Origin of the sequence: Variovorax sp. R-27 (assembly GCF_049913215.1) — a bacterium.
In the GTDB taxonomy this organism is placed as follows: domain Bacteria; phylum Pseudomonadota; class Gammaproteobacteria; order Burkholderiales; family Burkholderiaceae_C; genus Variovorax.
In genome coordinates this window covers 1,316,629-1,338,998 of record NZ_CP183984.1, presented here as the reverse complement: position 1 = coordinate 1,338,998, position 22,370 = coordinate 1,316,629, and the positions used below count along the sequence as shown (strand labels likewise).

The window sequence follows — 22,370 nt, the reverse complement described above, 5'->3', positions numbered from 1 at the left end:
TGGTGCTCGGCCAAAGCACATCGAACGTTTGCATGACCCGTTTCGACGACATCCGACTGCTGCGCATCAACTATTTGCGTGGCCCCAACCTCTGGACCTACCGTCCGGTGCTCGAAGTCTGGCTCGATCTGGGCCAACTGGAAGATTACCCCTCCAACAAGATCGACGGTTTCACCGACCGCCTGACCGGCCTGCTGCCGGCGCTCATCGAGCACCATTGCGGCGTGGGCGAGCGCGGCGGCTTCATCCAGCGCCTGACCGAAGGCACCTGGTCGGGCCACGTGCTCGAACACGTCGTCATCGAACTGCTGAACCTGGCCGGCATGCCCACGGGCTTCGGGCAAACCCGCAGCACCTCGGAGCACGGCGTCTACCGCATGGTGTTCCGCGCGCGTGACGAGCAGGTCGCCCGCGTGGCGCTGGCCGAGGGCCACCGCCTGCTGATGGCGGCCATCAACAACGACCCGTTCACCGCCGCCGACGTGCAGAAGGCTGTCGACGCGGTCAAGGCCAAGGTGGAAGACTGCTACCTCGGCCCGAGCACCGCCGCCATCGTGGCCGCCGCCACCGACCGCGGCATTCCGCACATGCGCCTGAACAGCGGCAACCTGGTGCAGTTGGGCTACGGCGCCAACCAGCAGCGCATCTGGACCGCCGAGACCGACTACACCAGCGCCATCGGCGAATCGATCGCCAGCGACAAGGAACTGACCAAGTCCCTGCTCGCAAGCTGCGGCGTGCCCGTGCCCGAAGGCCAGGTGGTCGCCAATGCCGAAGAAGCCTGGGAAGCCGCCGAGGACATCGGCCTGCCGGTGGTCGTGAAACCCTCCGACGCCAACCACGGCCGCGGCGTGTCGCTCGAGCTGACGACGCGCGAAGAAGTCTTTGCCGCCTTCGCGGTCGCCGAGCCCGAGGGCAGCGACGTGATGGTCGAGCGCTTCATCCGCGGCCACGAACACCGCCTGCTGGTGGTGGGCGGCGAGGTGGTGGCGGCCGCGCGCGGCGAGATCATCACCGTGACCGGCGACGGCCAGGCCACGGTGCGCGAACTGATCGAGAAACAGCTCAACAGCGACCCGCGCCGCGGCGCCGAAGAAGAGTTTCCGCTCGACGTGATCGTGATCGACACCGACGCCAAGCTGCAGCTCGAACTCAAGCGCCAGGAACTGGACGCCAACGCCGTGCCGGCCGCCGGCCGCGTGGTCACGATCCAGCGCAACGGCAACATGGCCAACGACTGCACCGACCAGGTCCACCCCGAAGTCGCGCACGCCGCCGTGCTGGCCGCGCGCGTGGTGGGCCTCGACATCGCCGGCATCGACCTCGTGGCGCAAGACATTTCCAAGCCGTTGGGCCCGCAGCGCGGCGCGATCGTCGAAGTCAACGCCGGCCCCGGCCTGCTGATGCACCTGAAGCCGGCCGTCGGTTCGCCGCGCCCGGTGGGCCGCGCCATCTGCGACCACCTGTTCCCCAACGACGCACCCGGGCGCATTCCCGTGGTCGGCGTGGCCGGCTCGCGCGACACCGCCGTGCTGGCGCGCCTCGTGGCCTGGCTGATCGGCCTGGGCGGACGCCACACCGGCCTCGCCTGCCGCGACGGCCTGTTCCTCGAACGCCGCCGCGTCGATGCACGCGACAGCGCCAACTGGGACGCCGGCCACCGCCTGCTCGTGAACCGCGCCGTGCAGGCCGTGGTGATCGAGAACGGCGCCGAGACCATCCTGCGCGACGGCCTTTCTTATGACCGCTGCGAAGTCGGCATCGTCACCGACCTCGAAGGCTCTGAAACGCTGACCGACTACGACATCACCGAGAGCGACCAGATGGTCAAGGTGCTGCGCACGCAGGTCGACGTGGTGCTGTCCGAAGGCACCGCCGTGCTGAACGCGGCCGACCCGCGCGTAGCCGGCCTCGCGCCGCTGTGCGATGGCGCCGTCATTCTTTATTCGGCCGACTCGCAGGCCGCCGACCTCACCGCGCACCAGACCGCCGGCGGCAAGGCCGTGCTGGTGCGGCAAGACCGCGTGGTGCTGGCCAACGGCAGCAGCGAATCGTTCCTGCCGGGCCTCGGCCGGCTGACCGTGTGGCGCGCCACTCATGCCGGCGTGAGCCTCGAAAGCCTGCTGGCCGCCGTGGCCGCGGCCTGGGCCATGGGCATTCCGCTGAACCTGATCGGCGCTGGCGTGGAGGCCTTCGAGGCCGACCTGCAGGCGGCGCTGGCCTCGCTGCAGCTGTCTCAGACCCAGCCCCTCCAAACCCAATTCGCCTGAGCGTTGCACCCGCATCGCCTCGCTCCCGCCTCGTCAAGACCGTAGCCCTCGCAGCCCCATGAAAGTCACCCGCATCCGAGCCCTTCGCGGGCCCAATCTCTGGAGCCGCCACACCGCCATCGAGGCAGTCGTGGCCTGCGAAGGCGACGAGAACGCCATCAGCAAGCTGGCCGGTTTCGAGGCGCGCCTGCGTGCGCGCTTCCCCACCATCGGCGAGCTGCACCCGATGGTGCTGGGCCAGCCGCTGGCGCTGGCCCACGTGCTCGAGAACGCCGCCGTGGCGCTGCAGGCCCAGGCTGGCTGCGCAGTCAACTTCGGCCACACCTCGCAAACCGTGGAAGACGGCGTCTACCAAGTCGTGTTCCAGTACAGCGAAGAAGCCGTCGGCCGCCGCGCGATCGAAGTGGCCGAGCAGCTCATCGCCGCCGCCCTGACCGACACCGCCTTCGACGCCAACGCCGCCATCACCGAGTTGCGCGACCTCGACGAATCCGAGCGCCTGGGCCCGAGCACCGGCTCCATCGTCGATGCCGCCGTGGCACGCGGCATTCCGTACCGCCGGCTCACCAGCGGCAGCCTCGTGCAATTCGGCTGGGGTTCGAAACAGCGCCGCATCCAGGCCGCTGAGGTCGACAGCACCAGCGGCGTGGCCGAATCGATCGCGCAGGACAAGGAACTGACCAAGCAGCTGCTTAACGCCGCTGGCGTGCCCGTTCCGCTGGGCCGGCCCGTGAGCAGCGCCGAAGACGGCTGGGCCGCCGCCAACGAGATCGGCCTGCCGGTCGTGGTGAAGCCGCAGGACGGCAACCAGGGCAAGGGCGTCACGGTCAACATCAACTCGCGCGAAGAACTGTTCGCGGCCTACGACTCGGCCGCCGCCTACGGCGAGGTGATGGTCGAGAAGTTTCTCCCCGGTTTCGACTTCCGCCTGCTGGTGGTGGGCGACCGCCTCGTGGCCGCCGCGCGGCGCGACCCGCCGCAGGTGATCGGCGACGGCAGCTCCACGGTTCGCCAGCTGGTCGATACCGTGAACCTCGACCCGCGCCGCGGCGAGGGCCATGCCACCTCGCTCACCAAGATCCGCCTCGACGACATTGCCATCGGCCGGCTCGAAGCCCAGGGCCTCGCGCCCGACAGCGTGCCCGCGCGCGGCCAGCGCGTGGTGCTGCGCAACAACGCGAACCTTTCCACCGGCGGCACCGCCACCGACGTGACCGACACCGTGCACCCTGAAGTTGCGGCGCGCGCCGTCGATGCGGCGCAGATGGTCGGCCTGCACATCTGCGGCGTCGACATGGTGTGCGAGAACGTGCTGCGCCCGCTCGAAGAGCAGCACGGCGGCGTGGTCGAAGTGAATGCCGCGCCCGGCCTTCGCATGCACATCTCGCCTTCGTTCGGCCGCGGCCGCGCGGTCGGCGAAGCGGTGATGGACACCCTCTTCGCCCATGGCGACGACGGCCGCATTCCCGTGGTTGCCGTCACCGGCACCAACGGCAAGACCACCACCGCGCGCCTCATCAACCATCTGCTCGCGTCGAGCGGCCTGCGCACCGGCATGACCAACACCGACGGCGTGTACGTCGACGGCCGCCAGACCGACAGCGGCGACTGCAGCGGCCCCAAGAGCGCGCGCAACGTGCTGATGCACCCCGACGTGGATGCGGCCGTGTTCGAAGTGGCCCGCGGCGGCGTGCTGCGCGAAGGCCTCGGCTTCGACCGCTGCCAGGTGGCCGTGGTCACCAACATCGGCAGCGGCGACCACCTGGGCCTGAACTACATCACCACCGTCGAAGACCTCGCGGTGCTCAAGCGCGTGATCGTGCGCAACGTGGCGGCCGACGGCTACGCGGTGCTCAACGCGGCCGACCCGAACGTCGCTGCCATGGCGGCCGGCTGCCCCGGCCACGTGATCTTCTTCACCGCCGACCGCATGCACCCGGTAATGGCCACGCACCGCGCGCAAGGCAAGCGCACCGTGTACGTCGACCAGGACACGCTGGTCGCAGCCGAGGGCTCGTGGCGCGAACGCATCGCGCTGCGCGACGTGCCCATCACGCGCGGCGGCACCATCGGCTTCCAGGTCGACAACGTCATGGCCTCCGTGGCCGCGGCCTGGGCCGTGGGCCTGGACTGGGACACCATCCGCAGCGGCCTTGCGAGCTTCATGAACGACGCGGCCGGCGTGCCCGGGCGCTTCAACGTCATGGACTACCGCGGCGCCACCGTGATCGCCGACTACGGCCACAACACCGACGCCATGCGCGCACTGGTGTCTGCCGTGGACACGATGCCGGCGAAGAAGCGCTCGGTGGTGATCAGCGGCGCGGGCGACCGGCGCGATTCGGACATCCGCGACCAGACGGCCATCCTCGGCCAGGCCTTCGACGACGTGATCCTCTATCAGGATGCGGCGCAACGCGGCCGCGCCGACGGCGAAGTCATGGCGCTGCTGCGCCAGGGCCTGCAGGGCGCGGCTCGCACGCGCTATATCGACGAGATCCGCGGCGAGTTCGTGGCAATCGATACGGCATTGGCGCGGCTACAGCCCGGCGACCTGTCCTTGATCCTTGTCGACCAGGTCGAGGAAGCGCTCGCTCACCTGGCACAGCGCATCGCAGCGGGCTGAAGCCCCGCTTGCCGGACACGTCCCACATGCAGGGGCGCGTCCGGCCCAGTCCATGGGTGCGGCTGTCCCACAGACCGCAGGCCCTGACCGGCACCAGACTGTGGCTCCGGTCACGCACCTCCCGGAGGGCGTGGCTTCACCAGGAGCCCGCATGACAACAACAGTTCGTTCGATCCTCTCTGCCACGGCCCTTTTCGCCGCCAGTGGTTTCATCGTTTTCGGCGCACAGACGGCCAGCGCACAGGCACCGGGCTCCGAAGCCCGCATGCAAAAGGAACGCGCCACCTGCGACGGCGTGCAGCAGGACCGCGCCGCGTGCCTGCGCGAAGCCGGCGCCGCCCGCCAGGAAGCCGGACGCAGCGGCCTCACAAGCCCCAGCCCCGCCCGCGAGCAGGTCAACGCCCTCGCCCGCTGCAGCGAACTACCCGCCGTCGAACAGCCCGACTGCGAGGCCCGCATCAAGGGGGGAGCACGCACCACCACCGAAGGCAGCGTGATGGGCGGCGGCGTGATCCGCGAAACCGTGACGCCCCTGCCGCCGCAGACCCTGCCGGCACGTTGACTGAACCCGGCCTCCTGCGGGAGGTCGAACATTTCCCTGGTTTTTCAGCTCGCTTCAAGGAGTCATCCATGAAAAGCACTACTCGCAACACTCGTTCAATGCTCTTCGCCGTGCTCGCCGTTGGCGCTCTGGCGGCCTCCACCGCTGTCTCGGCCGCGTCGCCGCGCCGTGGTGAAGCGCCCGGTATCTACCAGCAGGAACTGGCCGTCTGCGGCCACAACCAGCAAGACCGCGCTGCCTGCATCCGCGAAGCCGGCGCCGCACGCCAGGCAGCCGCCCAGGGCGGCCTGACCAGCGCACCCGACTACCGCGCCAATGCGCTCGCGCGCTGCGGCCTGCAGCAGCAGCCGGATGACCGCGCCGCCTGCGAGGCCCGCGTGCTGGGCAGCATGGGCAACACCCAGGCCAACGTCGACGGCAGCGTGATGGGCGGTGGCGTGATCCGCGAATCGGTCACCACCATCGTGATGCCCGCGCCGGCCATGGCACCGGAGCCGATGCCCATGCCTCGGCCGATGCCTCGCCCGATGCCCCAACCGATGCCCGCGCCCCTGCGCTGAGTGAGCTTTGCACCGGAGGCGTCGCCAACCCGCGCGGTGGGCTGGCGATGCCCCTACTGTCACAGTACTGTCACAAAAGGCAGTTGCACGCTAGCTATAGTTCTCGGTCCCTGCCTACCGAGGAATCCTTTCCCATGAATGCCATCAAGGTCGCTCGCCGATTCATCGAAACGGACCCGGCCAACGAATCGGCCAAGATCCTGGCCCAACTCGTGTTGGCTCTAGAGTCCGAACGCAGCTTCGAACTGGTCACGCTTTACAACCTCGACTACAAGAGCTTCCAGCTCGCAATGGACATCCTGAAGGAATGGCGGCTCGACCGCTACTACGCCAGCAAGTCCAAGCTGTTCGATCTGTCGCTGCAGGTCAGCGAACTCGAAAAGAACAGCAGCACCCCCGAGGCCTGAGCGGCCTCTTTCCCCGTCCTACTTCCCCCAGCGCAGCACCATCGGATCGAGCCGCTTCGCGGTTTCGATCAGGCCGGCACGCGTGTCGGGGTGCATCGCCGGCAACGGGTGACGCGGCGCTTCGCAGGCGATCACCCCGCCCTCCTTCATCAGCGATTTGCAAGCCAGCAGGCCCGCCTGCCGGTTTTCGTAGTTGATCAGCGGCAGCCACTGCTGATATAGCGCGAAGGCCTTGTCGCGGTCGCCTGAACGGTGCGCCTCGATGATCGGCCGGATGCCGTCCGGGTAGCCGCCACCGGTCATCGACCCGGTCGCGCCGGCGTCGAGGTCGGGCATCAGCGTGATGGCCTCTTCGCCGTCCCACGGGCCTTCGATGGCGTCTCCGCCCAGGCGGATCAGTTCGCGCAGCTTCGCGGCCGCGCCGGCGGTCTCGATCTTGAAATACGCGACATGCTCGATCTCCTTGGCCATGCGCGCAAGGAACGGCGCCGACAGCACCGTGCCGCTGGCCGGCGCGTCCTGGATCATGATCGGAATGCCCACCGCGTCCGACAGCCCCGCATAGAACCCGAAGATCTGCGGCTCCGGTACGCGGAAAGTCGCGCCGTGGTACGGCGGCATCACCATCAGCATCGCAGCGCCCATGTCCTGCGCGCGGCGGCTGCGTTCGGCGCACACCTTGGTGCTGTAGTGCGTGGTGGTCACGATCACCGGCACGCGGCCTTTCACGTGTTCGAGGATGGTTCGCGTGAGCACTTCGCGCTCTTCGTCGGAAAGCACGAACTGCTCCGAGAAATTGGCGAGGATGCACAGGCCGTCCGAGCCCGCGTCGATCATGAAATCGACGCACCGCTTCTGGCTTTCGAGGTCGAGCGCGCCCTGTTCGGTGAAGGTGGTGGGTACCACCGGGAAAATGCCGCGGTATCTGGGTGTCATGACGATGAATCAGTGTGAATGGCGGGGAACGGCCGAGCCTCTGCAGCCGACCAGAAAATCGAAGTCGCAGCCTTCGTCGGCCTGCAGCACGTGGTTGACGTAGAGCTTCTGGTAGCCGCCGCCGCGCGTGCTCATCGGCTGTGCGTCGGAGGCGGTCAGCGACGCCAGGCGCGACGCCAGCTCTTCGTCGCTGATGTCGAGATGCAAGCGCCCCGCATCGCAATCGAGCTCGATCCAGTCGCCGTCGCGCACCGCCGCAAGCGGCCCGCCGTCCGCCGCCTCGGGCGCGACGTGCAGCACCACAGTGCCATAAGCCGTGCCGCTCATGCGCGCGTCCGAGATGCGCACCATGTCCTTGATGCCCTGGCGCAGCAGCTTCGGCGGCAGCCCCATGTTGCCGACCTCGGCCATGCCGGGGTAGCCCTTGGGGCCGCAGTTCTTCATCACGAGGATCGAGCTGGCGTCGACGTCGAGGTCTTCATCGACGATGCGCGCCTTGTAGTGCTCCAGGTTCTCGAACACCACCGCCTTGCCGCGGTGCTTCAGCAGCTCCGGCGTCGCGGCCGAGGGCTTGAGCACCGCGCCGCGCGGCGACAGGTTGCCGCGCAGGATGCGGATGCCGCCGTCGGCGATCAGCGGGTTGCTCAGCGGGCGGATCACTTCGTCATCGAGACTGGGCGCCTCGCGCACGTTGTCCCAGATCGACTGGCCGTTGACGGTGAGCGCATCGGGGTGCGGCAGCAAACCGTTCTCGCCGAGCCGGCGCAGCACGGCGGGCAAACCGCCGGCGTAATAGAACTCTTCCATCAGGAAGCGCCCCGAAGGCATCAGGTCGACGATGGTCGGCGTGTTGCTGCCGATGCGCGTCCAGTCTTCCAGCTCCAGATCGACGCCGATGCGCCCCGCGATCGCCTTCAGGTGAATCACCGCATTGGTCGATCCGCCGATGGCCGCATTCACGCGAATGGCGTTCTCGAAAGCCTCGCGCGTGAGGATCTTCGACAGCGTGAGCCCCTCCTTCGCCATCTGCACCGCGCGCATGCCCGACATCTGCGCGAGCACATAGCGCCGCGCATCGACGGCCGGAATGGCTGCGTTGTGCGGCAGCGAAGTGCCCAGCGCCTCGGCCATGCAGGCCATGGTCGAGGCCGTGCCCATGGTGTTGCAGGTGCCCGCCGAGCGCGACATGCCGCCTTCGGCCGAGAGAAACTGGTGCAGGTTGATCTCGCCCGCCTTCAGCGATTCATGCAGCTGCCACACGGCCGTGCCCGAGCCGATGTTCTTGCCTTCGAGCTTGCCGTTGAGCATCGGTCCGCCCGTGACCACGATGGCTGGGATGTCGCAGCTCGCCGCGCCCATCAGCAGCGCGGGCGTGGTCTTGTCGCAGCCCGTGAGCAGCACCACCGCATCGACCGGGTTGCCGCGGATGGCTTCTTCCACGTCCATGCTCGCGAGGTTGCGCGTGAGCATCGCGGTGGGCCGCAGGTTCGACTCGCCGTTGGAGAACACCGGAAATTCGACCGGGAAACCGCCCGCCTCCGAGATGCCGCGCTTCACGTGCTCGGCGATCTTGCGGAAGTGCGCGTTGCACGGCGTGAGCTCCGACCAGGTGTTGCAGATGCCGATGATCGGCCGGCCATCGAACTCGTGGTCCGGAATGCCCTGGTTCTTCATCCAGCTTCGGTACATGAAGCCGTTCTTGTCGGCCGACCCGAACCATTCGGTCGAGCGCAGTTTCTTCGGAGGGGTGTCCGGCATGCGAGGTGTCCTGGGAAAAATTGAAAGTCAGCGCCGGGGTGCGCGCGAGGTAAAGAAGCGTTGCAGCAGGCAGAACACGAACAGCAGCGCACCGACGACGATGCGCGTCCACCACGAGCTCAGCGTGCCGTCGAATGAAATGAGCGTCTGGATGATCCCGAGCATCAGCACGCCGAACAGCGTGCCCGCCACATAGCCCACACCGCCCGTGAGCAGCGTGCCGCCGATCACCACCGCTGCGATGGCGTCGAGCTCCAGCCCTATCGCGTGCAAGCCGTAGCCAGAGAGCATGTAGAAGGTGAAGATCACCCCCGCCAGCGCCGAGCAGAAGCCCGAGAGCGTGTACACGCCAATGAGCGTGCGGCGCACCGGCAGGCCCATCAACATTGCCGAATGCTCGCTGCCGCCAATGGCGTAAACCGCGCGGCCGAAGGGCGTGCAGTGCGCAATGAAAATCGCCGCCAGCAGCACCACGATGGCGATCACCGCGCTGATCGACACCGAGGCCTCGCCCCAGATGGGAATGCGGATCTGCGAGACCTCCGAGTAGAACTCGTTGGTGATGCTGATCGAGTCGATGCTGATGAGGTAGCACAGCCCGCGCGCCAGGAACATGCCTGCCAGCGTGACGATGAAAGGCTGCAGCCGGAAGCGCTCGATAAGCAGCCCCATGAATGCGCCGAAAGCCGTGCCCATCACCAGCACCAGCGGAATCACGATGCCCGGGCTCCAGCCGTGCTTCTCGACCAGCGAGGCCGACACCATGGTGGTGAGCGCGATCACCGAGCCCACCGACAGGTCGATGCCGCCCGAGAGGATCACGAAGGTCATGCCCACGGCCACGACGATCAGGAAGGCGTTGTCGATCAGCAGGTTGAGGAACACCTGCGCAGAGAAGAAGCCGTCGTAGAAAACAGACCCCAGCGTGGCCACCAGCACGAACAGCGAGATCGTCGCCGCCAGCGGCAGGTACTTGGGGTTGAGCCCCCTCTTGCTGCCTCTCCCGCGCGCGGGAGAAGACTGGGGTGAGGGTGTCGCATCAATCACCGCGCTCATACCTTCGCCCCTTCATGCGCCGGCCGCTGCACCAGCGACCGCACTTCCGCCCTGAACTCGGGCGACTGCAACAGCATCACCGCAAACACCACGCCGGCCTTCACCACCAGGTTGATCTCCGGCGGCACCCCCAGCGAATAGATCGCATAGGTCAGCGTCTGGATGATGAGCGCGCCGATCACGCTACCCACCAGGCTGAAGCGCCCACCAGTCAGCGCAGTGCCGCCCAGCGTCACCGCCAGGATCGCATCGAGTTCGATCAGCTGGCCTGCGTTGTTGCCGTCCGCGCTCTTCACGTTGGAGCTGATCAGCAGCCCCGCCACGCCCGCGCAAGCACCACAGAAGGCGTAGGCACCAACAATCAGTCGCCGTGCCTGCACGCCCGCCACACGCGCCGCCGTCGGGTTGATGCCCACAGCCTGAATGAACAACCCCAGCGCCGTGCGCGTGATCGCCAGATAGAGCAGCACGAACACCGCCGCCACGATGAACAGCGAGAACGGCAGCCCCAGCAGATAGCCGCTGCCCAGGAAGAAGAAGGGCTTGTAATAGATCGTGATGATCTGACCGTCGGCAATCAGCTGCGCAATGCCGCGCCCGGCCACCATGAGGATCAGCGTCGCGATGATCGGCTGCATGCCGACCTTGGCCACCAGCAGACCGTTCCACAGCCCGCACAGCAGCGCGATGCCGATGGCCGCGAGGATCGCGAGCGACATCGGGAACCGGCTCACGTCATTGGCCACCGAGCCGCCGATCATCCAGGCCGCAAGCGCCGCCGCGATGGCCACCACTGCACCCACCGAGATGTCGATGCCGCGCGTGGCGATCACCAGCGTCATGCCCAACGACACCAGCACGAGCGGTGCTGCGCGGTTGAGGATGTCGATCAGGCTGCCGTAGAGATGGCCTTCTCGCCATTCGAGATGCAGGAAGCTGGAGTTGAAGGCTGTGTTGACTGCGAGCAGGAGCAACAGCGTGATCAGTGGCCACGCAAGTCTGTGGCGCATTGCGTTCGCCAGGCGGTTGTGGTTTTTTTCGGCCATGGTCAGTTGCTCCGGCACGCGTTGTATTCGGGGCGTGTGTGAATGACACCGGGTGCTCCCCTCCGCGAATGTCTCCCGTCGACGTGATCGCGCCCCAAGGACAGGAGGTTGTTCATGCCGCAGCAATCATTTCGTAGACCTCGTCCTCGGAAGAGCCGCCCGGCAGCTCTCCTACCTTCTTCCGGTCCCGCAACACCACGATGCGATGTGCCACCCGCACCACCTCGCTCATCTCCGACGAGATGAAGATCACCGCCATGCCCGCCTTCGCGAGCCGCAGGATCTCTTCCATGATTTCCTGCTTGGCCGCCACATCGATGCCGCGCGTGGGCTCGTCGAGAATCAGCAGGCGCGGCTCGGTCGCGAGCCAGCGCGCGATCATCGCCTTCTGCTGGTTGCCGCCGGAGAGCAGGCCGATGGGGGTCTCGACACTCGCGGTCTTGATGCCGAGCGACTTGACGAAGCGCTCGGCCATCTCGGTCTGCTCGGCGTGCGACAGGAAGCGCCGCGTGCCCAGCCGCGCCTGCAAGGCGAGTGCAATGTTCTCGCGCACCGACAGTTCTGCAACGATGCCGTCGGTCTTGCGTTCCTCGGGGCACAGCGCTAGGCCTTCGCGGATCGCATCGGCCGGATTCGAGAAACTGACAGCGCGGCCATCAACCTTGAGCACGCCACGGTCCGGCGACTCCAGCCCGAACAGCAGCCGCGCGAGTTCCGTGCGTCCCGCGCCCAGCAGCCCCGCGATACCAACGACCTCACCGGCACGCACGCGCAAGTCGGTCGCCTGCAGTTGCCCCGCCTGACCTAGCCCTTCGGCCTGCAGCAAAGCCGGTGCCGCTTCATCGAACGCAGGCAACGCAGCAGGCCGTGCCGATTGCGCCGCCAGCTCACGCCCGAGCATCGCGGCAATCAGCGCCTGCGGCCCGAGATCGGCCACGCGCCACTCCCCGATCCAGCTGCCGTTACGCAGCACCGTGATGCGGTCCGACACCGCGTACATCTGGTTGAGGAAGTGCGTCACGAAGACGATGGCCAGTCCCTCGCCGCGCAGCCTCCGCAGCACTTCGAACAGCTTCTCCACTTCGTCGTCGTCAAGGCTCGACGTCGGCTCGTCGAGGATCAGCACTTTCGACGACACGCCCAGCGCTCGCGCAATCGCCACCATCTGCTGCACCGCCACCGAGTAGCTCGACAGCAGCCGCGTCACGTCGATGTCGAGCCCGATGCGCGCCAGCAGTTCTTCGGCGCGCCGGTTCACGCAAGCCCAGTCGATGCGAAAGCCTTGTGCCACGCCGCAGCGCGGATAGCGCCCCGCGAACACGTTCTCCGCCACCGACAGATTCGGGCACAGGTTCACCTCCTGGTAGACCGTGCTGATGCCCAGCTTCTGGGCCTCCAGCGGCGAATGCGGGTGAATCTGCTGGCCGTCGAGGAATATCTCGCCACCGCTCGACGGCAGCACGCCCGTCAGCACCTTGATCAGCGTCGACTTGCCCGCGCCGTTCTGTCCCATCAGCGCGTGGATCTCGCCCGGGTACAACCGCAACTGCACATCGCGCAGCACCGGAATGCCGCCGAACTGCTTGTGGATACCCTTGAGCTCCAAGACGGGCGAGAGAGTGTCGTCGTCAGCCATGTACAGCCGTCACTTGTTCTTGTTGTAGACGTCGATGAACACCGCCGCCAGCAGCACCAGCCCCTTGATGACTTGCTGGTAGTCGATGCCGATGCCCAGGATCGACATGCCGTTGTTCATCACGCCCATGATGAAGGCGCCGATCACCGCGCCCATCACCCGGCCCACGCCGCCCGAGGCCGATGCGCCGCCGATGAAGCAGGCCGCGATCACGTCGAGCTCGAAGCCCAGGCCCGCCTTGGGCGTGGCCGTGTTGAGCCGCGCCGCGAACACCAGGCCCGCCAGCGCCGCCAGCGCACCCATGTTCACGAAGGTGAGGAACGCGAGCCGCTGCGTCTTCACGCCCGACAGTCGCGCCGCCTTCTCATTGCCGCCCAGCGCATAGATGCGCCGGCCGATGGTCGTGCGGTTGGTGACGAAGTCGTACACCACGATCAGCACCGCCATCACGATCAGCACATTGGGCAGGCCCTTGTAGGTCGAGAGCAGGTAGCTGAAGAACAGGATGATGGCCGCGAAGAACAGGTTCTTCACCAGGAAGAAGGCATACGGCTCCTGCTCCATGCCGTGCGCCGCCAGCTTGGCGCGCCCGCGCAGCTTGAAGAACACCAGCGCCGCGGCGGCCAGCGCGCCCACCACCAGCGAGGTGGTGCGCAACGCATCGCCACCCAGCGGATCAGGAATGAAGCCCGAGCTGAGCCGCTGGAACTCCACCGGGAACGGCCCCACCGACTGCCCCGCCAGCAGCGCCAGCGTGAGCCCCTTGAACACCAGCATGCCCGCGAGCGTGACGATGAACGAAGGGATTTTGCGGAACGCCACGAACCAGCCCTGCGCCGCACCGATGACGGCGCCGGCAAGAATGCTCACGATGGCCGTGGGCACGAAGTGCCACTCGTACTCCACCATCAGCACCGCAGCCAGCGCGCCGATGAAGCCGCACACCGAGCCCACCGACAGGTCGATGTGCCCCGCCACGATCACCAGCAGCATGCCCAGCGCCATGATGACCACGTAGCTGTTCTGCAGCAGCAGGTTGGTGAGGTTCAGCGGCCGCAACAGCGTGCCGTCGGTCAGCACCTGGAACAGCACCATGATCGCGACCAGCGAGATCAGCATGCCGTATTCGCGCAGGTTGTTCTTCAGGAAGCCGACGTGCAGCTTCGGCGCTTCGGAAGCGGGAATGGCGGCCTTCACCGCGTTGACTTCAGGCTGCGACATGAACCGAACTCCCCGCACTCACGATGGCATGCATGATGCGTTCCTGCGAGGCCTCGGCGGCCGGAAACTCGGCGACGAAGCGCCCCTCGTTCATCACGTAGATGCGGTCGCACATGCCGAGCAGTTCCGGCAGTTCCGAAGAAATCATGAGAATGCCTTTGCCCTCGCTCGCGAGCTGGTCGATGATGGTGTAGATCTCGTACTTGGCGCCCACGTCGATGCCGCGCGTGGGCTCGTCGAGAATCAGCAGCTCGGGCTTGGTGAAGAGCCACTTGCTCAGCACCACCTTCTGCTGGTTGCCGCCAGACAGGTTGACCACCAGCTGCTCGACGCCCGAGCAGCGGATGTTGAGCGCCTTGCGGTACTCGTTGGCCACCTTGAATTCGCGCCCGTTGTCGATCACCGAAGACTCGGAGATCGCATCGAGATTCGCCAGGCTGATGTTCTTGCGGATGTCTTCCTCCAGCACCAGCCCCAGGCCCTTGCGGTCTTCGGTGACGTAGGCGATGCCGTGGTCGATGGCCTTGCGCACCGTGCTCACGTCCACCTGCTTGCCATGCATGAACACCGAGCCGCTGATGCGCTGCCCGTAGGACTTGCCGAACACGCTCATGGCCAGCTCGGTGCGTCCCGCGCCCATGAGGCCCGCAATGCCGACGATCTCGCCCTTGCGCACGTTCAGGCTCACGCCCTTGATCTGCTCGCGGTCGGCATGCAGCGCATGGTGCACGCGCCAGTCGCGCACCTCGAACACGGTCTCGCCGATCTTCGGGTCGCGCTGTGGATAGCGGTGCGCCATGTCGCGCCCAACCATGCCGCGGATGATGCGGTCTTCGCTGATCGCCTGCCTTGCGCAGTCCATCGTCTCGACCGTGGCACCGTCACGCAGCACGGTGATCGAATCGGCCACCTTGGCGATTTCGTTGAGCTTGTGCGAGATGAGGATCGACGCGATGCCCTGGCGCTTGAGCTCCAGCAGGAGCATCAGCAGCGCATCGCTGTCGTTCTCGTTCAGGCTGGCGGTGGGCTCATCGAGTATCAGCAGCTTCACCTCCTTGGCCAGCGCCTTGGCGATTTCCACCAGCTGCTGCTTGCCCACGCCCAGGTCGGTCACCAGCGTGGTCGGCGGCTCCTTCAGGCCCACCTTGGCGAGCAGCTCGCGCGTCTTTGCGTACGCGGCAAACCAGTCGATCACGCCGCCGCTGGCAATCTCGTTGCCCAGGAAGATGTTCTCGGCAATGGACAACAGCGGCACCAGCGCCAGCTCCTGGTGGATGATGATGATGCCCAGCTTCTCGCTGTCGGCAATACCCCGGAAGCGGCGCAGCTCGCCCTCGAAATGGATCTCGCCGGTGTACGAGTCGCACGGGTAGACGCCGCTGAGCACCTTCATGAGCGTCGACTTGCCCGCGCCGTTCTCTCCGACCACTGCGTGGATCTCCCCGGCGCGCACGCTGAGGTTGACGTTGCTCAGCGCCTTCACGCCGGGAAACGTCTTGGTGATGCCACGCATCTCGAGGATTGCACCAGCATCGGCGATGCTGCTTTCGATGCTCACTTGATCTGGCTTTCCTTGTAGTAGCCGCTGTCGACCAGCACCGTCTTCCAGTTCGACGCATCCACGCTCACCGGCTTGAGCAGGTACGAGGGCACGACCTTGATGCCGTTGTTGTAGGTCTTGGTGTCGTTCACCTCGGGCGTCTTGCCCGAGAGCATGGCGTCGACCATGGCCACCGTGACCTTGGCCAGCTCGCGCGTGTCCTTGAACACGGTTGAAGTCTGTTCCTTGCGCAGGATCGACTTGACCGAGGGCACCTCGGCGTCCTGACCCGACACGATGGGCATCGGCTGCGAGCCCGAGCCGTAGCCCACGCCCTTGAGCGACGACAAAATGCCGATGGACAGGCCGTCGTACGGCGACAGCACCGCGTCGACACGGTCCTTGGTGTAGTAGGCCGACAGCAGGTTGTCCATGCGCGCCTGCGCCACCGCACCGTCCCAGCGCAGCGTGCCGACCTTGTCCATGCCCATCTGCTTGCTGCGCACCACCAGCTTGCCGCTGTCGATGTAGGGCTTGAGCACCGAGAGCGCGCCGTTGTAGAAGAAGAAGGCGTTGTTGTCGTCGGGCGAGCCACCGAACAGCTCGATGTTGAACGGGCCCTTGCCGCTCTTGAGCCCCAGCGCCGCCTCGATCGACTGCGCCTGCAGCACGCCGACCTGGAAGTTGTCGAAGGTGGCGTAGTAGTCGACGTTCTTCGAACCCTTGATGAGCCGGTCGTACGCGATGACCTTCACGCCTTTGTCGGCCGCCTTCTGCAGCACGTCGGACAGCGTGGTGCCGTCGATGGCCGCGATGACCAGGACCTTCGAGCCCTTGGTCACCATGTTCTCGATCTGCGCGAGCTGGTTCGGGATGTCGTCGTCGGCGTACTGCAGGTCGGTCTTGTAGCCCTTGTCCTTGAAGTACTTGACCATGTTGGCGCCGTCGGCAATCCAGCGGGCCGACGACTTGGTGGGCATCGAGATGGCGATCAGGCCCTTGTCCTGCGCGTTGGCCAGCGGCGTGAAGCCGACGATGGCGAACGCGATGCCCGCGAGAGAGGCTTTGAGGAATTTGCGTTTCATGGGTGTGGGCTCTCAGTACTTGCGATTGGGAAACTCTTTCGCGGCAACTTCCATCGGGAAGATGCCCTCGACCGTCACGATGCGCTTGGGCAGCGTCTTGCCGTCCTTGATGTCCTTCACGGCCTGCATCAGCTGCGGCCCGAGCAGCGGGCTGCATTCGACCGACACATTGAGCTTGCCGGCGATCATGGCTTCGAAAGCGCCCTTCACCCCGTCGATGGAGATGATGGTGATGTCCTTCGCCGGCTTCAGGCCGGCTTCCTCGATGGCCTGGATCGCGCCGATGGCCATGTCGTCGTTGTGCGCGAACAGCACATTGATCTTCTTGCCCTCGGCCTTCAGGAAGGCTTCCATCACTTCCTTGCCCTTGGCGCGCGTGAAGTCGCCTGTCTGCGAGCGGATGATCTTGAACTTCGGGTCGGCCTTGATGATTTCCTCGAAGCCCTTCTTGCGGTCGATGGCCGGCGCAGAGCCCACGGTGCCCTGCAGCTCGACGATGTTCACTTCGCCCTTCTGGTCCTTCATCTTCTCGACCAGCCAGCGGCCCGCCTTGCGGCCTTCCTCGGTGAAGTCGGAGCCCATGAAGGTCACGTAGAGCGAGTCGTCCTTGGTGTTGACGGAGCGGTCGGTCAGCACCACCGGGATCTTGGCGGCCTTGGCCTCGCGCAGCACCGTTTCCCAGCCCGACTCGACCACTGGCGAGAACGCGATGACATCCACCTTCTGCGCGATGTACGAGCGGATGGCCTTGATCTGGTTTTCCTGCTTCTGCTGCGCATCGGAGAACTTGAGATCGATGCCCGCCTCCTTGGCTGACGACTTGATCGACTCGGTGTTGGCGGTGCGCCATTCGCTCTCGGCCCCCACCTGCGCAAAGCCGAGCACCAGTTTTTTCTGCGCAAGCGCAGAGATGGGCAGCATGCCACTGAGGGCAGCGGCGGCGAGCGCGGTGTTGAGGGTGCGGCGATTCATGGTCATGGAATGTCTCCTTCTGTTGACTTGCTTGTTGAGAACCGTTTTTCGTCGCGGCTCAGGCCAGCATGTAGCCGGTCTTCACCGTCGTGTAGAACTCCGCGGCGTGGCGCCCTTGTTCGCGCGGCCCGTAGCCCGACCCCTTGCGGCCGCCGAAGGGCACGTGGAAGTCCACCCCCGCGGTCGGCAGATTGACCATCGTCATGCCGACCACGGCATGGCGCCTGAAATGCATCGCGTGCTTCAGCGAATTGGTGCAGATGCCCGCGCACAGGCCAAAGGGCGTGTCGTTGCACAGCGCGAGCGCTTCGTCGTAGTCGTCGGCGCGCAGCACGCAGGCCAGCGGGCCGAAGATTTCCTCGCGCGCGATGCGGTGCGAGGGCTTGGCCAGGAACAGCGCGGGGCTCATGTAGTGGCCGACGGTGGCGCGCTCCAGCGCTTCGCCGCCCCACACATGCTCGGCGCCTTCTTCGCGCGCCACGTCGACCCAGGCGAGGTTCTGCGCCAGGCGTTCTTCGTCGGCCACCGGGCCGATGTCGACGCCGCGCTCCAGCGCGTGGCCGATCTTCAGTGTCTTGAGCCGCTGGCGCAGCTTTGCGACGAAGGCGTCGTGCACCGCCGCTTCGACGATGAGCCGGCTCGACGCGGTGCAGCGCTGGCCTGCCGAGAAGTACGCGCCCTGCACCGCGCAATCGACGGCGCGGTCGAGGTCGGCATCGGCCAGCACCACCAGCGCGTTCTTGCCGCCCGTCTCCAGCTGCACCTTGGCGCGCCTCGCTGCAGCGGCCTGCAGGATGCGCTCGCCATTGGTCATGGAGCCCGTGAAGCTCAGCGCATCGACCAGCGCGCTGTCGACCAGCGCCTGCCCCACTTCGCGGCCGCTGCCCATCACGAGGTTGAAGGCACCGGCCGGCAGGGCCGCGCGGCTGATGATCTCGGTCAGCGCCCAGCCGCAGGCCGGCACCAGTTCGGCCGGCTTGAACACCACGCTGTTGCCATGGGCCAGCGCGGGCGCGATCTTCCAGGCTGGAATGACGAAGGGCGAGTTCCACGGCGTGATGAGCCCCACCACGCCGACCGGCTCGCGCGTGACGTCGACCTGCACGCCCGCGCGCACCGAGGCCACGTTCTCGCCCCCGCCGCCACGCAGGGCTTCACCCGCGAAGAACTTGAAGACCTGGCCCGCGCGCGCCACTTCCGCAACGGCCTCGGGCAGGGTCTTGCCCTCTTCGCGCGCCAGCAGCAGGCCCAGGTCGTCCTTGCGTGCGAGCAGCTCGGCGCCGATGCGGTCGAGCACGTCGGCGCGCCGCTGCGGCGTGCTGTGGCTCCAGTGGGGAAAGGCCTCGGTGGCCGCGCGGATGGCGGCCTCGGCCTGGCGGCGATCGGCGCGTGCGTACTCGGCCACCACTTCGCTGGTGTCCGAGGGATTGGCGCTCACACCCGTGGTCGCGCTGGTTTCCCAGCGGCCATTGATGTACTGCCGCACGTTCTGATGGAGCTCGCCGTGAATCACTGGGGCGCGGACCTTGTCTCTGTTGTTTTTGGAGTGCTGCGAGTCTATGAATAGATTTGATATCAATCCAATCGTTTTTTAAGCAAAATGGATATCGATCATCGGATTCTGGAAAACCCGATCAGTCCTTCGTTTCAAGAGACGACATGACCAACTACAACCACTGGTTCATCCGCGCCCGGCTCAAGACCCGGCAACTGCTGCTGCTCGTGGCCCTGGCCGAGGAAGGCAACATCCACCGCGCGGCGCAGGTGCTCAACATGACGCAGCCCGCCGCCTCCAAGCTGCTGAAAGACCTGGAAGACGTGCTGGAGGTGCCGCTGTTCGACCGCCTGCCGCGCGGCATGCGCCCGACCTGGTACGGCGAGACCATGATCCGCCACGCCCGCGTCGCGCTAGCGAGCCTGAACCAGGCGCACGACGAACTCACCGCGCTCAAGGCCGGCCGCTTCGGCCAGGTGAGCGTGGGCGCCATCACCGCGCCGGGCCTCACGCTGATGCCGCCCGCCGTGGCCATGGTGAAGCGCGAGCAGCCCGACCTGCGCGTGTCGCTGGAAATCGAGACCAGCCCGGTGCTGATCGAACGGCTGGAGCAAGGCAAGCTCGACATCCTGGTGGCGCGCCTCTTCGCCGAGCACGACAAATCGCAGCTGCGCTACGAGGCGCTGACCGAAGAGCCCGTGTGCGCGCTGGTGCGCCCCGGCCATCCGCTGCTGGGCGTGAGCGGGCTCACGCTGCGCGACGTGGTGAGCGCCGGCTGGATCGTGCCGCCTGCGGGCAGCGTGCTGCGGCACCGCTTCGAGTTGATGTTCCAGGAAGAAGGGCTAGCGCCGCCGACCAACACCATCGAAAGCTCGGCCCTGCTCTTCATCACGCGCATGCTGCAGCAGAGCGACATGGTGGCCGTGCTCGCAACCGACGTGGCGCGCTACTACGCCGCGCACGGCATCGTGTCGCTGCTGCCGCTGGACATGCCCTGCCACATGGACGCCTTCGGCATCATCACGCGCACCGACCGGCTGCTGTCGCCGGCGGCGAAGGTGATGATGAAGGCGCTGAAGACGGCCAGCATGAGCGTCTACGGACGCAAACTCGAAATCGATTGACCGGATTCATTCGCGGAATGCCGCGGAACCGGCTTTGCCGGGCCGCTGGCATTGCCCCCGGCGAGGGGGTCGGCGAAGCGACACGAAGTGCGCGAAGCCTGGGGGAGTGCCTGATTACGTCCAGCCGGCGTCGACGGTGAACTCTTGCGCCGTGCACATCTTCGCGTCGTCAGACGCGAGGAACAGCACCATGCGCGCGATGTCTTCCGGCATCAGCTTGTCGGGCAGGCACTGGTTGCGCTGCAAGGCCTTCTCGCCCTCTTCATCGAGCCACAGCTTCACCTGCCGCTCGGTCATCACCCAGCCGGGCGACACGGTGTTGATGCGGATGCGGTCGCGGCCCAGGTCCACCGCGAGCCCGCGCGTGAGCCCGTTCACCGACGACTTGGCAATTGCATAGCAGGGGTAGCCCGATCCCTTGGTCTGCCAGCCCGTCGAGCCCAGGTTGACCACCGACCCGAAGCCCAGCCGCTTCATGCCCGGCACCACCGACTGGATCGCGAACAGCGCGGGCCGCTCGTTGATGGCCATGCGGTTGTCGTAGTAGTCGGGCGTGACCGATTCGAGCGTGTGGCGGTCGTCGCTCGCCACGTTGTTGACCAGCACAGCGAAGTCGCCGAGTTCGGCGGCCGCGTCGGCAATGGCCTTCTGCAGCGCGGCGATGTCTCGCACGTCGCAGGCACGCCACCATGGCGCCGCGTGGCCAGCCTCTTTGATCTGCTGCGCGAGCGCCGCGCTGGCGCCCTCGGCAATATCGACGAAGGCTACGCGCGCGCCCTGCGCAGCAAAAGCAGCGACGATGGCCGCACCAATGCCGCTGCCGCCACCGGTGACGAACACCGTGCGGTCCTTCAGGCTGGGATGAATGGAAAGCTGGGGGGAATTCAAGAAAAGTCTCCGAGGTACGCATCACATGACATTGCAATATGAATATCAGTTGATGCCAGTATTTTCAATTTCCGTTATCAATATGCCTTGATACGATCCGCCGCGTCAAGAAGACATCACAAGGAAAGAACAAATGAAAGAGACAAGCCCCCTTCCCTCATTGCCCGCGCCTTCGGTCGCAGGCGAGCCCGAATGCATCTGGCCCGCTGGCGCCGAGCTCGGCGAGGGCACGCTCTGGTCGCAGCGCGAACAGGCGCTCTACTGGATCGACATCCTCACGCCGCGCCTGTTCTGGTTTCGCCCCGCCGACGGTGCACGACGGGCCTGGCAGTTCGACGAAGAGATCACCGCGATCTCCGAGCGCGCGACGGCACCGGGCCTGATCCTCACGCTGCGCCGCGGCTTCGCGCTCTTCGACACGACACAGCTGCCGGGTGCCGGCGCGAAGCCGCACTACCTGCACCAGCCCGAACCCGAGCGCACCGGCAACCGCTTCAACGACGGCAAGTGCGACAGCCGCGGCCGCTTCTGGGGCGGCAGCATGGACTTCGACTGCAAGGCTCCTACCGGCGCGCTCTACCGCTACGACGCCGACGGCCGCTGCACGAAGCACGACGACGGCTTCGAAGTGACCAACGGCCCGACGTGGTCGGCCGATGGCCGCACCATGTATTTCAACAACACGGTGCTGAACAATCTCTACGCCTACGACTTCGACATGGAAGCCGGCACCGTGTCGAACCGGCGCGTGTGGCACCGCTTTCCGAAGCCCGATGGTCTGCCCGACGGCATGACCACAGACGCGGCCGGCCGGTTGTGGATCGCGCACTGGGGCGGCTCCTGCGTGACCTGCCATGACCCGGTGAGCGCAGCCGAGCTGTGTCGCATCGTGCTGCCCGCGAGCCACGTCACCGACTGCGCCTTCGGCGATGCCGACCTGCGCACGCTCTACATCACGACCGCGCGCAACGGGCTTACTGCAGAACAGCAGGCGGCCGAGCCGCTGGCGGGTGGGTTGTTCAAGGTGCGCATCGACAGCCCGGGTGTGCCGGCGGCAATGTTCGCAGGCTAGAGCACCTCTCTATGCACGAAAGAATGATCGCGCACTAGTTCACGCAAAGCGCAGGCACCTGATGCGGTGTCATTGCCGTTGGCACATGGGCTCCCAGAATCCCGCCCAAACAAGTT

At 66.3% G+C, this 22,370-nt stretch carries 18 protein-coding genes; 7 read left to right on the top strand and 11 right to left on the bottom strand.

Annotated features, from left to right (window positions below):
- The first annotated feature begins 32 nt into the window (after window positions 1-32).
- From cphA (ACN9MV_RS05940) to ACN9MV_RS05920, 5 genes are all read left to right on the top strand, one after another.
- A complete protein-coding gene (gene cphA / locus ACN9MV_RS05940) occupies window positions 33-2,270 on the top strand; it encodes a cyanophycin synthetase (protein ID WP_426391593.1) in 2,238 nt (745 codons plus the stop codon).
- Window positions 2,271-2,328: 58 nt separating this feature from the next.
- Window positions 2,329-4,896, top strand: a complete 2,568-nt coding sequence (gene cphA / locus ACN9MV_RS05935) for a cyanophycin synthetase (RefSeq protein ID WP_093048222.1) — start codon at window positions 2,329-2,331, stop codon at window positions 4,894-4,896.
- A 151-nt stretch (window positions 4,897-5,047) separates the two neighbouring features.
- Complete coding sequence (locus ACN9MV_RS05930) at window positions 5,048-5,458, top strand: hypothetical protein (protein ID WP_093076001.1); 411 nt, start codon at window positions 5,048-5,050, stop codon at window positions 5,456-5,458.
- A gap of 68 nt (window positions 5,459-5,526) precedes the next feature.
- Window positions 5,527-6,018 carry a hypothetical protein gene (locus ACN9MV_RS05925; RefSeq protein ID WP_093048216.1) on the top strand — a complete coding sequence of 164 codons (492 nt, stop codon included), beginning with the start codon at window positions 5,527-5,529 and terminating at the stop codon, window positions 6,016-6,018.
- Between the two features lie 134 nt (window positions 6,019-6,152).
- On the top strand, window positions 6,153-6,425 hold the full coding sequence (locus tag ACN9MV_RS05920; RefSeq protein WP_093048213.1) for a hypothetical protein: 273 nt from the start codon (window positions 6,153-6,155) through the stop codon (window positions 6,423-6,425).
- 18 nt (window positions 6,426-6,443) lie between these two features.
- Here ACN9MV_RS05920 and ACN9MV_RS05915 read toward each other — a convergent pair whose 3' ends face one another.
- From ACN9MV_RS05915 to ACN9MV_RS05870, 10 genes are all read right to left on the bottom strand, one after another.
- Window positions 6,444-7,361 (bottom strand): dihydrodipicolinate synthase family protein, encoded by a 918-nt coding sequence (locus ACN9MV_RS05915; protein ID WP_426391592.1) that lies wholly within the window; start codon window positions 7,359-7,361, stop codon window positions 6,444-6,446.
- 9 nt (window positions 7,362-7,370) lie between these two features.
- Window positions 7,371-9,119, bottom strand: coding sequence for an IlvD/Edd family dehydratase (locus tag ACN9MV_RS05910; RefSeq protein ID WP_093076004.1), 1,749 nt, complete (start codon window positions 9,117-9,119; stop codon window positions 7,371-7,373).
- 27 nt (window positions 9,120-9,146) lie between these two features.
- The gene (yjfF, locus tag ACN9MV_RS05905) at window positions 9,147-10,175 is read right to left on the bottom strand and encodes a galactofuranose ABC transporter, permease protein YjfF (RefSeq protein ID WP_426391591.1); all 1,029 of its coding nucleotides are present in this window, start codon (window positions 10,173-10,175) and stop codon (window positions 9,147-9,149) included.
- Window positions 10,172-11,221, bottom strand: a complete 1,050-nt coding sequence (locus ACN9MV_RS05900; protein ID WP_426391590.1) for an ABC transporter permease — start codon at window positions 11,219-11,221, stop codon at window positions 10,172-10,174. Before ACN9MV_RS05900 ends, yjfF begins: the two co-directional genes overlap by 4 nt.
- 112 nt (window positions 11,222-11,333) lie before the next feature.
- The gene (locus ACN9MV_RS05895; protein WP_426391589.1) at window positions 11,334-12,857 is read right to left on the bottom strand and encodes a sugar ABC transporter ATP-binding protein; all 1,524 of its coding nucleotides are present in this window, start codon (window positions 12,855-12,857) and stop codon (window positions 11,334-11,336) included.
- A gap of 9 nt (window positions 12,858-12,866) precedes the next feature.
- On the bottom strand, window positions 12,867-14,078 hold the full coding sequence (mmsB, locus tag ACN9MV_RS05890) for a multiple monosaccharide ABC transporter permease (protein WP_093076010.1): 1,212 nt from the start codon (window positions 14,076-14,078) through the stop codon (window positions 12,867-12,869).
- Complete coding sequence (gene mmsA / locus ACN9MV_RS05885; RefSeq protein WP_093050256.1) at window positions 14,065-15,591, bottom strand: multiple monosaccharide ABC transporter ATP-binding protein; 1,527 nt, start codon at window positions 15,589-15,591, stop codon at window positions 14,065-14,067. The genes mmsB and mmsA overlap by 14 nt, the downstream gene beginning before the upstream one ends.
- A 41-nt stretch (window positions 15,592-15,632) precedes the next feature.
- Window positions 15,633-16,703: a multiple monosaccharide ABC transporter substrate-binding protein gene (gene chvE / locus ACN9MV_RS05880; protein WP_093048199.1), complete on the bottom strand. Its 1,071-nt coding sequence runs from the start codon at window positions 16,701-16,703 to the stop codon at window positions 15,633-15,635.
- Window positions 16,704-16,715: 12 nt separating this feature from the next.
- Entirely contained in the window at window positions 16,716-17,681 is a 966-nt protein-coding gene (locus ACN9MV_RS05875) for an ABC transporter substrate-binding protein (RefSeq protein ID WP_093048196.1), read from the bottom strand.
- A gap of 52 nt (window positions 17,682-17,733) precedes the next feature.
- The gene (locus ACN9MV_RS05870) at window positions 17,734-19,188 is read right to left on the bottom strand and encodes an aldehyde dehydrogenase family protein (RefSeq protein ID WP_426391588.1); all 1,455 of its coding nucleotides are present in this window, start codon (window positions 19,186-19,188) and stop codon (window positions 17,734-17,736) included.
- Between the two features lie 146 nt (window positions 19,189-19,334).
- Here ACN9MV_RS05870 and ACN9MV_RS05865 point away from each other — a divergent pair, with 146 nt between their 5' ends.
- Window positions 19,335-20,294, top strand: coding sequence for a LysR family transcriptional regulator (locus tag ACN9MV_RS05865; protein WP_093048190.1), 960 nt, complete (start codon window positions 19,335-19,337; stop codon window positions 20,292-20,294).
- 114 nt (window positions 20,295-20,408) lie between these two features.
- On the opposite strand, the gene ACN9MV_RS05860 is transcribed toward ACN9MV_RS05865, so the two are convergent.
- Window positions 20,409-21,182 carry an SDR family NAD(P)-dependent oxidoreductase gene (locus tag ACN9MV_RS05860; RefSeq protein ID WP_093048184.1) on the bottom strand — a complete coding sequence of 258 codons (774 nt, stop codon included), beginning with the start codon at window positions 21,180-21,182 and terminating at the stop codon, window positions 20,409-20,411.
- A gap of 133 nt (window positions 21,183-21,315) precedes the next feature.
- Between ACN9MV_RS05860 and ACN9MV_RS05855 the strand changes: the two genes are divergently transcribed.
- Window positions 21,316-22,254 carry an SMP-30/gluconolactonase/LRE family protein gene (locus ACN9MV_RS05855; RefSeq protein ID WP_426391587.1) on the top strand — a complete coding sequence of 313 codons (939 nt, stop codon included), beginning with the start codon at window positions 21,316-21,318 and terminating at the stop codon, window positions 22,252-22,254.
- Window positions 22,255-22,370 lie beyond the last annotated feature (116 nt).

Excerpts from the sequence above, each read along its gene's own strand:
- cphA (WP_426391593.1), top strand. The coding sequence starts at position 33 with ATGACCCGTTTCGACGACATCCGACTGCTGCGCATCAACTATTTGCGT.
- cphA (WP_093048222.1), top strand. The coding sequence starts at position 2,329 with ATGAAAGTCACCCGCATCCGAGCCCTTCGCGGGCCCAATCTCTGGAGC.
- ACN9MV_RS05930 (WP_093076001.1), top strand. The coding sequence starts at position 5,048 with ATGACAACAACAGTTCGTTCGATCCTCTCTGCCACGGCCCTTTTCGCC.
- ACN9MV_RS05925 (WP_093048216.1), top strand. The coding sequence starts at position 5,527 with ATGAAAAGCACTACTCGCAACACTCGTTCAATGCTCTTCGCCGTGCTC.
- ACN9MV_RS05920 (WP_093048213.1), top strand. The coding sequence starts at position 6,153 with ATGAATGCCATCAAGGTCGCTCGCCGATTCATCGAAACGGACCCGGCC.
- ACN9MV_RS05915 (WP_426391592.1), bottom strand. The coding sequence starts at position 7,361 with ATGACACCCAGATACCGCGGCATTTTCCCGGTGGTACCCACCACCTTC.
- ACN9MV_RS05910 (WP_093076004.1), bottom strand. The coding sequence starts at position 9,119 with ATGCCGGACACCCCTCCGAAGAAACTGCGCTCGACCGAATGGTTCGGG.
- yjfF (WP_426391591.1), bottom strand. The coding sequence starts at position 10,175 with ATGAGCGCGGTGATTGATGCGACACCCTCACCCCAGTCTTCTCCCGCG.
- ACN9MV_RS05900 (WP_426391590.1), bottom strand. The coding sequence starts at position 11,221 with ATGGCCGAAAAAAACCACAACCGCCTGGCGAACGCAATGCGCCACAGA.
- ACN9MV_RS05895 (WP_426391589.1), bottom strand. The coding sequence starts at position 12,857 with ATGGCTGACGACGACACTCTCTCGCCCGTCTTGGAGCTCAAGGGTATC.
- mmsB (WP_093076010.1), bottom strand. The coding sequence starts at position 14,078 with ATGTCGCAGCCTGAAGTCAACGCGGTGAAGGCCGCCATTCCCGCTTCC.
- mmsA (WP_093050256.1), bottom strand. The coding sequence starts at position 15,591 with ATGCGTGGCATCACCAAGACGTTTCCCGGCGTGAAGGCGCTGAGCAAC.
- chvE (WP_093048199.1), bottom strand. The coding sequence starts at position 16,703 with ATGAAACGCAAATTCCTCAAAGCCTCTCTCGCGGGCATCGCGTTCGCC.
- ACN9MV_RS05875 (WP_093048196.1), bottom strand. The coding sequence starts at position 17,681 with ATGACCATGAATCGCCGCACCCTCAACACCGCGCTCGCCGCCGCTGCC.
- ACN9MV_RS05865 (WP_093048190.1), top strand. The coding sequence starts at position 19,335 with ATGACCAACTACAACCACTGGTTCATCCGCGCCCGGCTCAAGACCCGG.
- ACN9MV_RS05855 (WP_426391587.1), top strand. The coding sequence starts at position 21,316 with ATGAAAGAGACAAGCCCCCTTCCCTCATTGCCCGCGCCTTCGGTCGCA.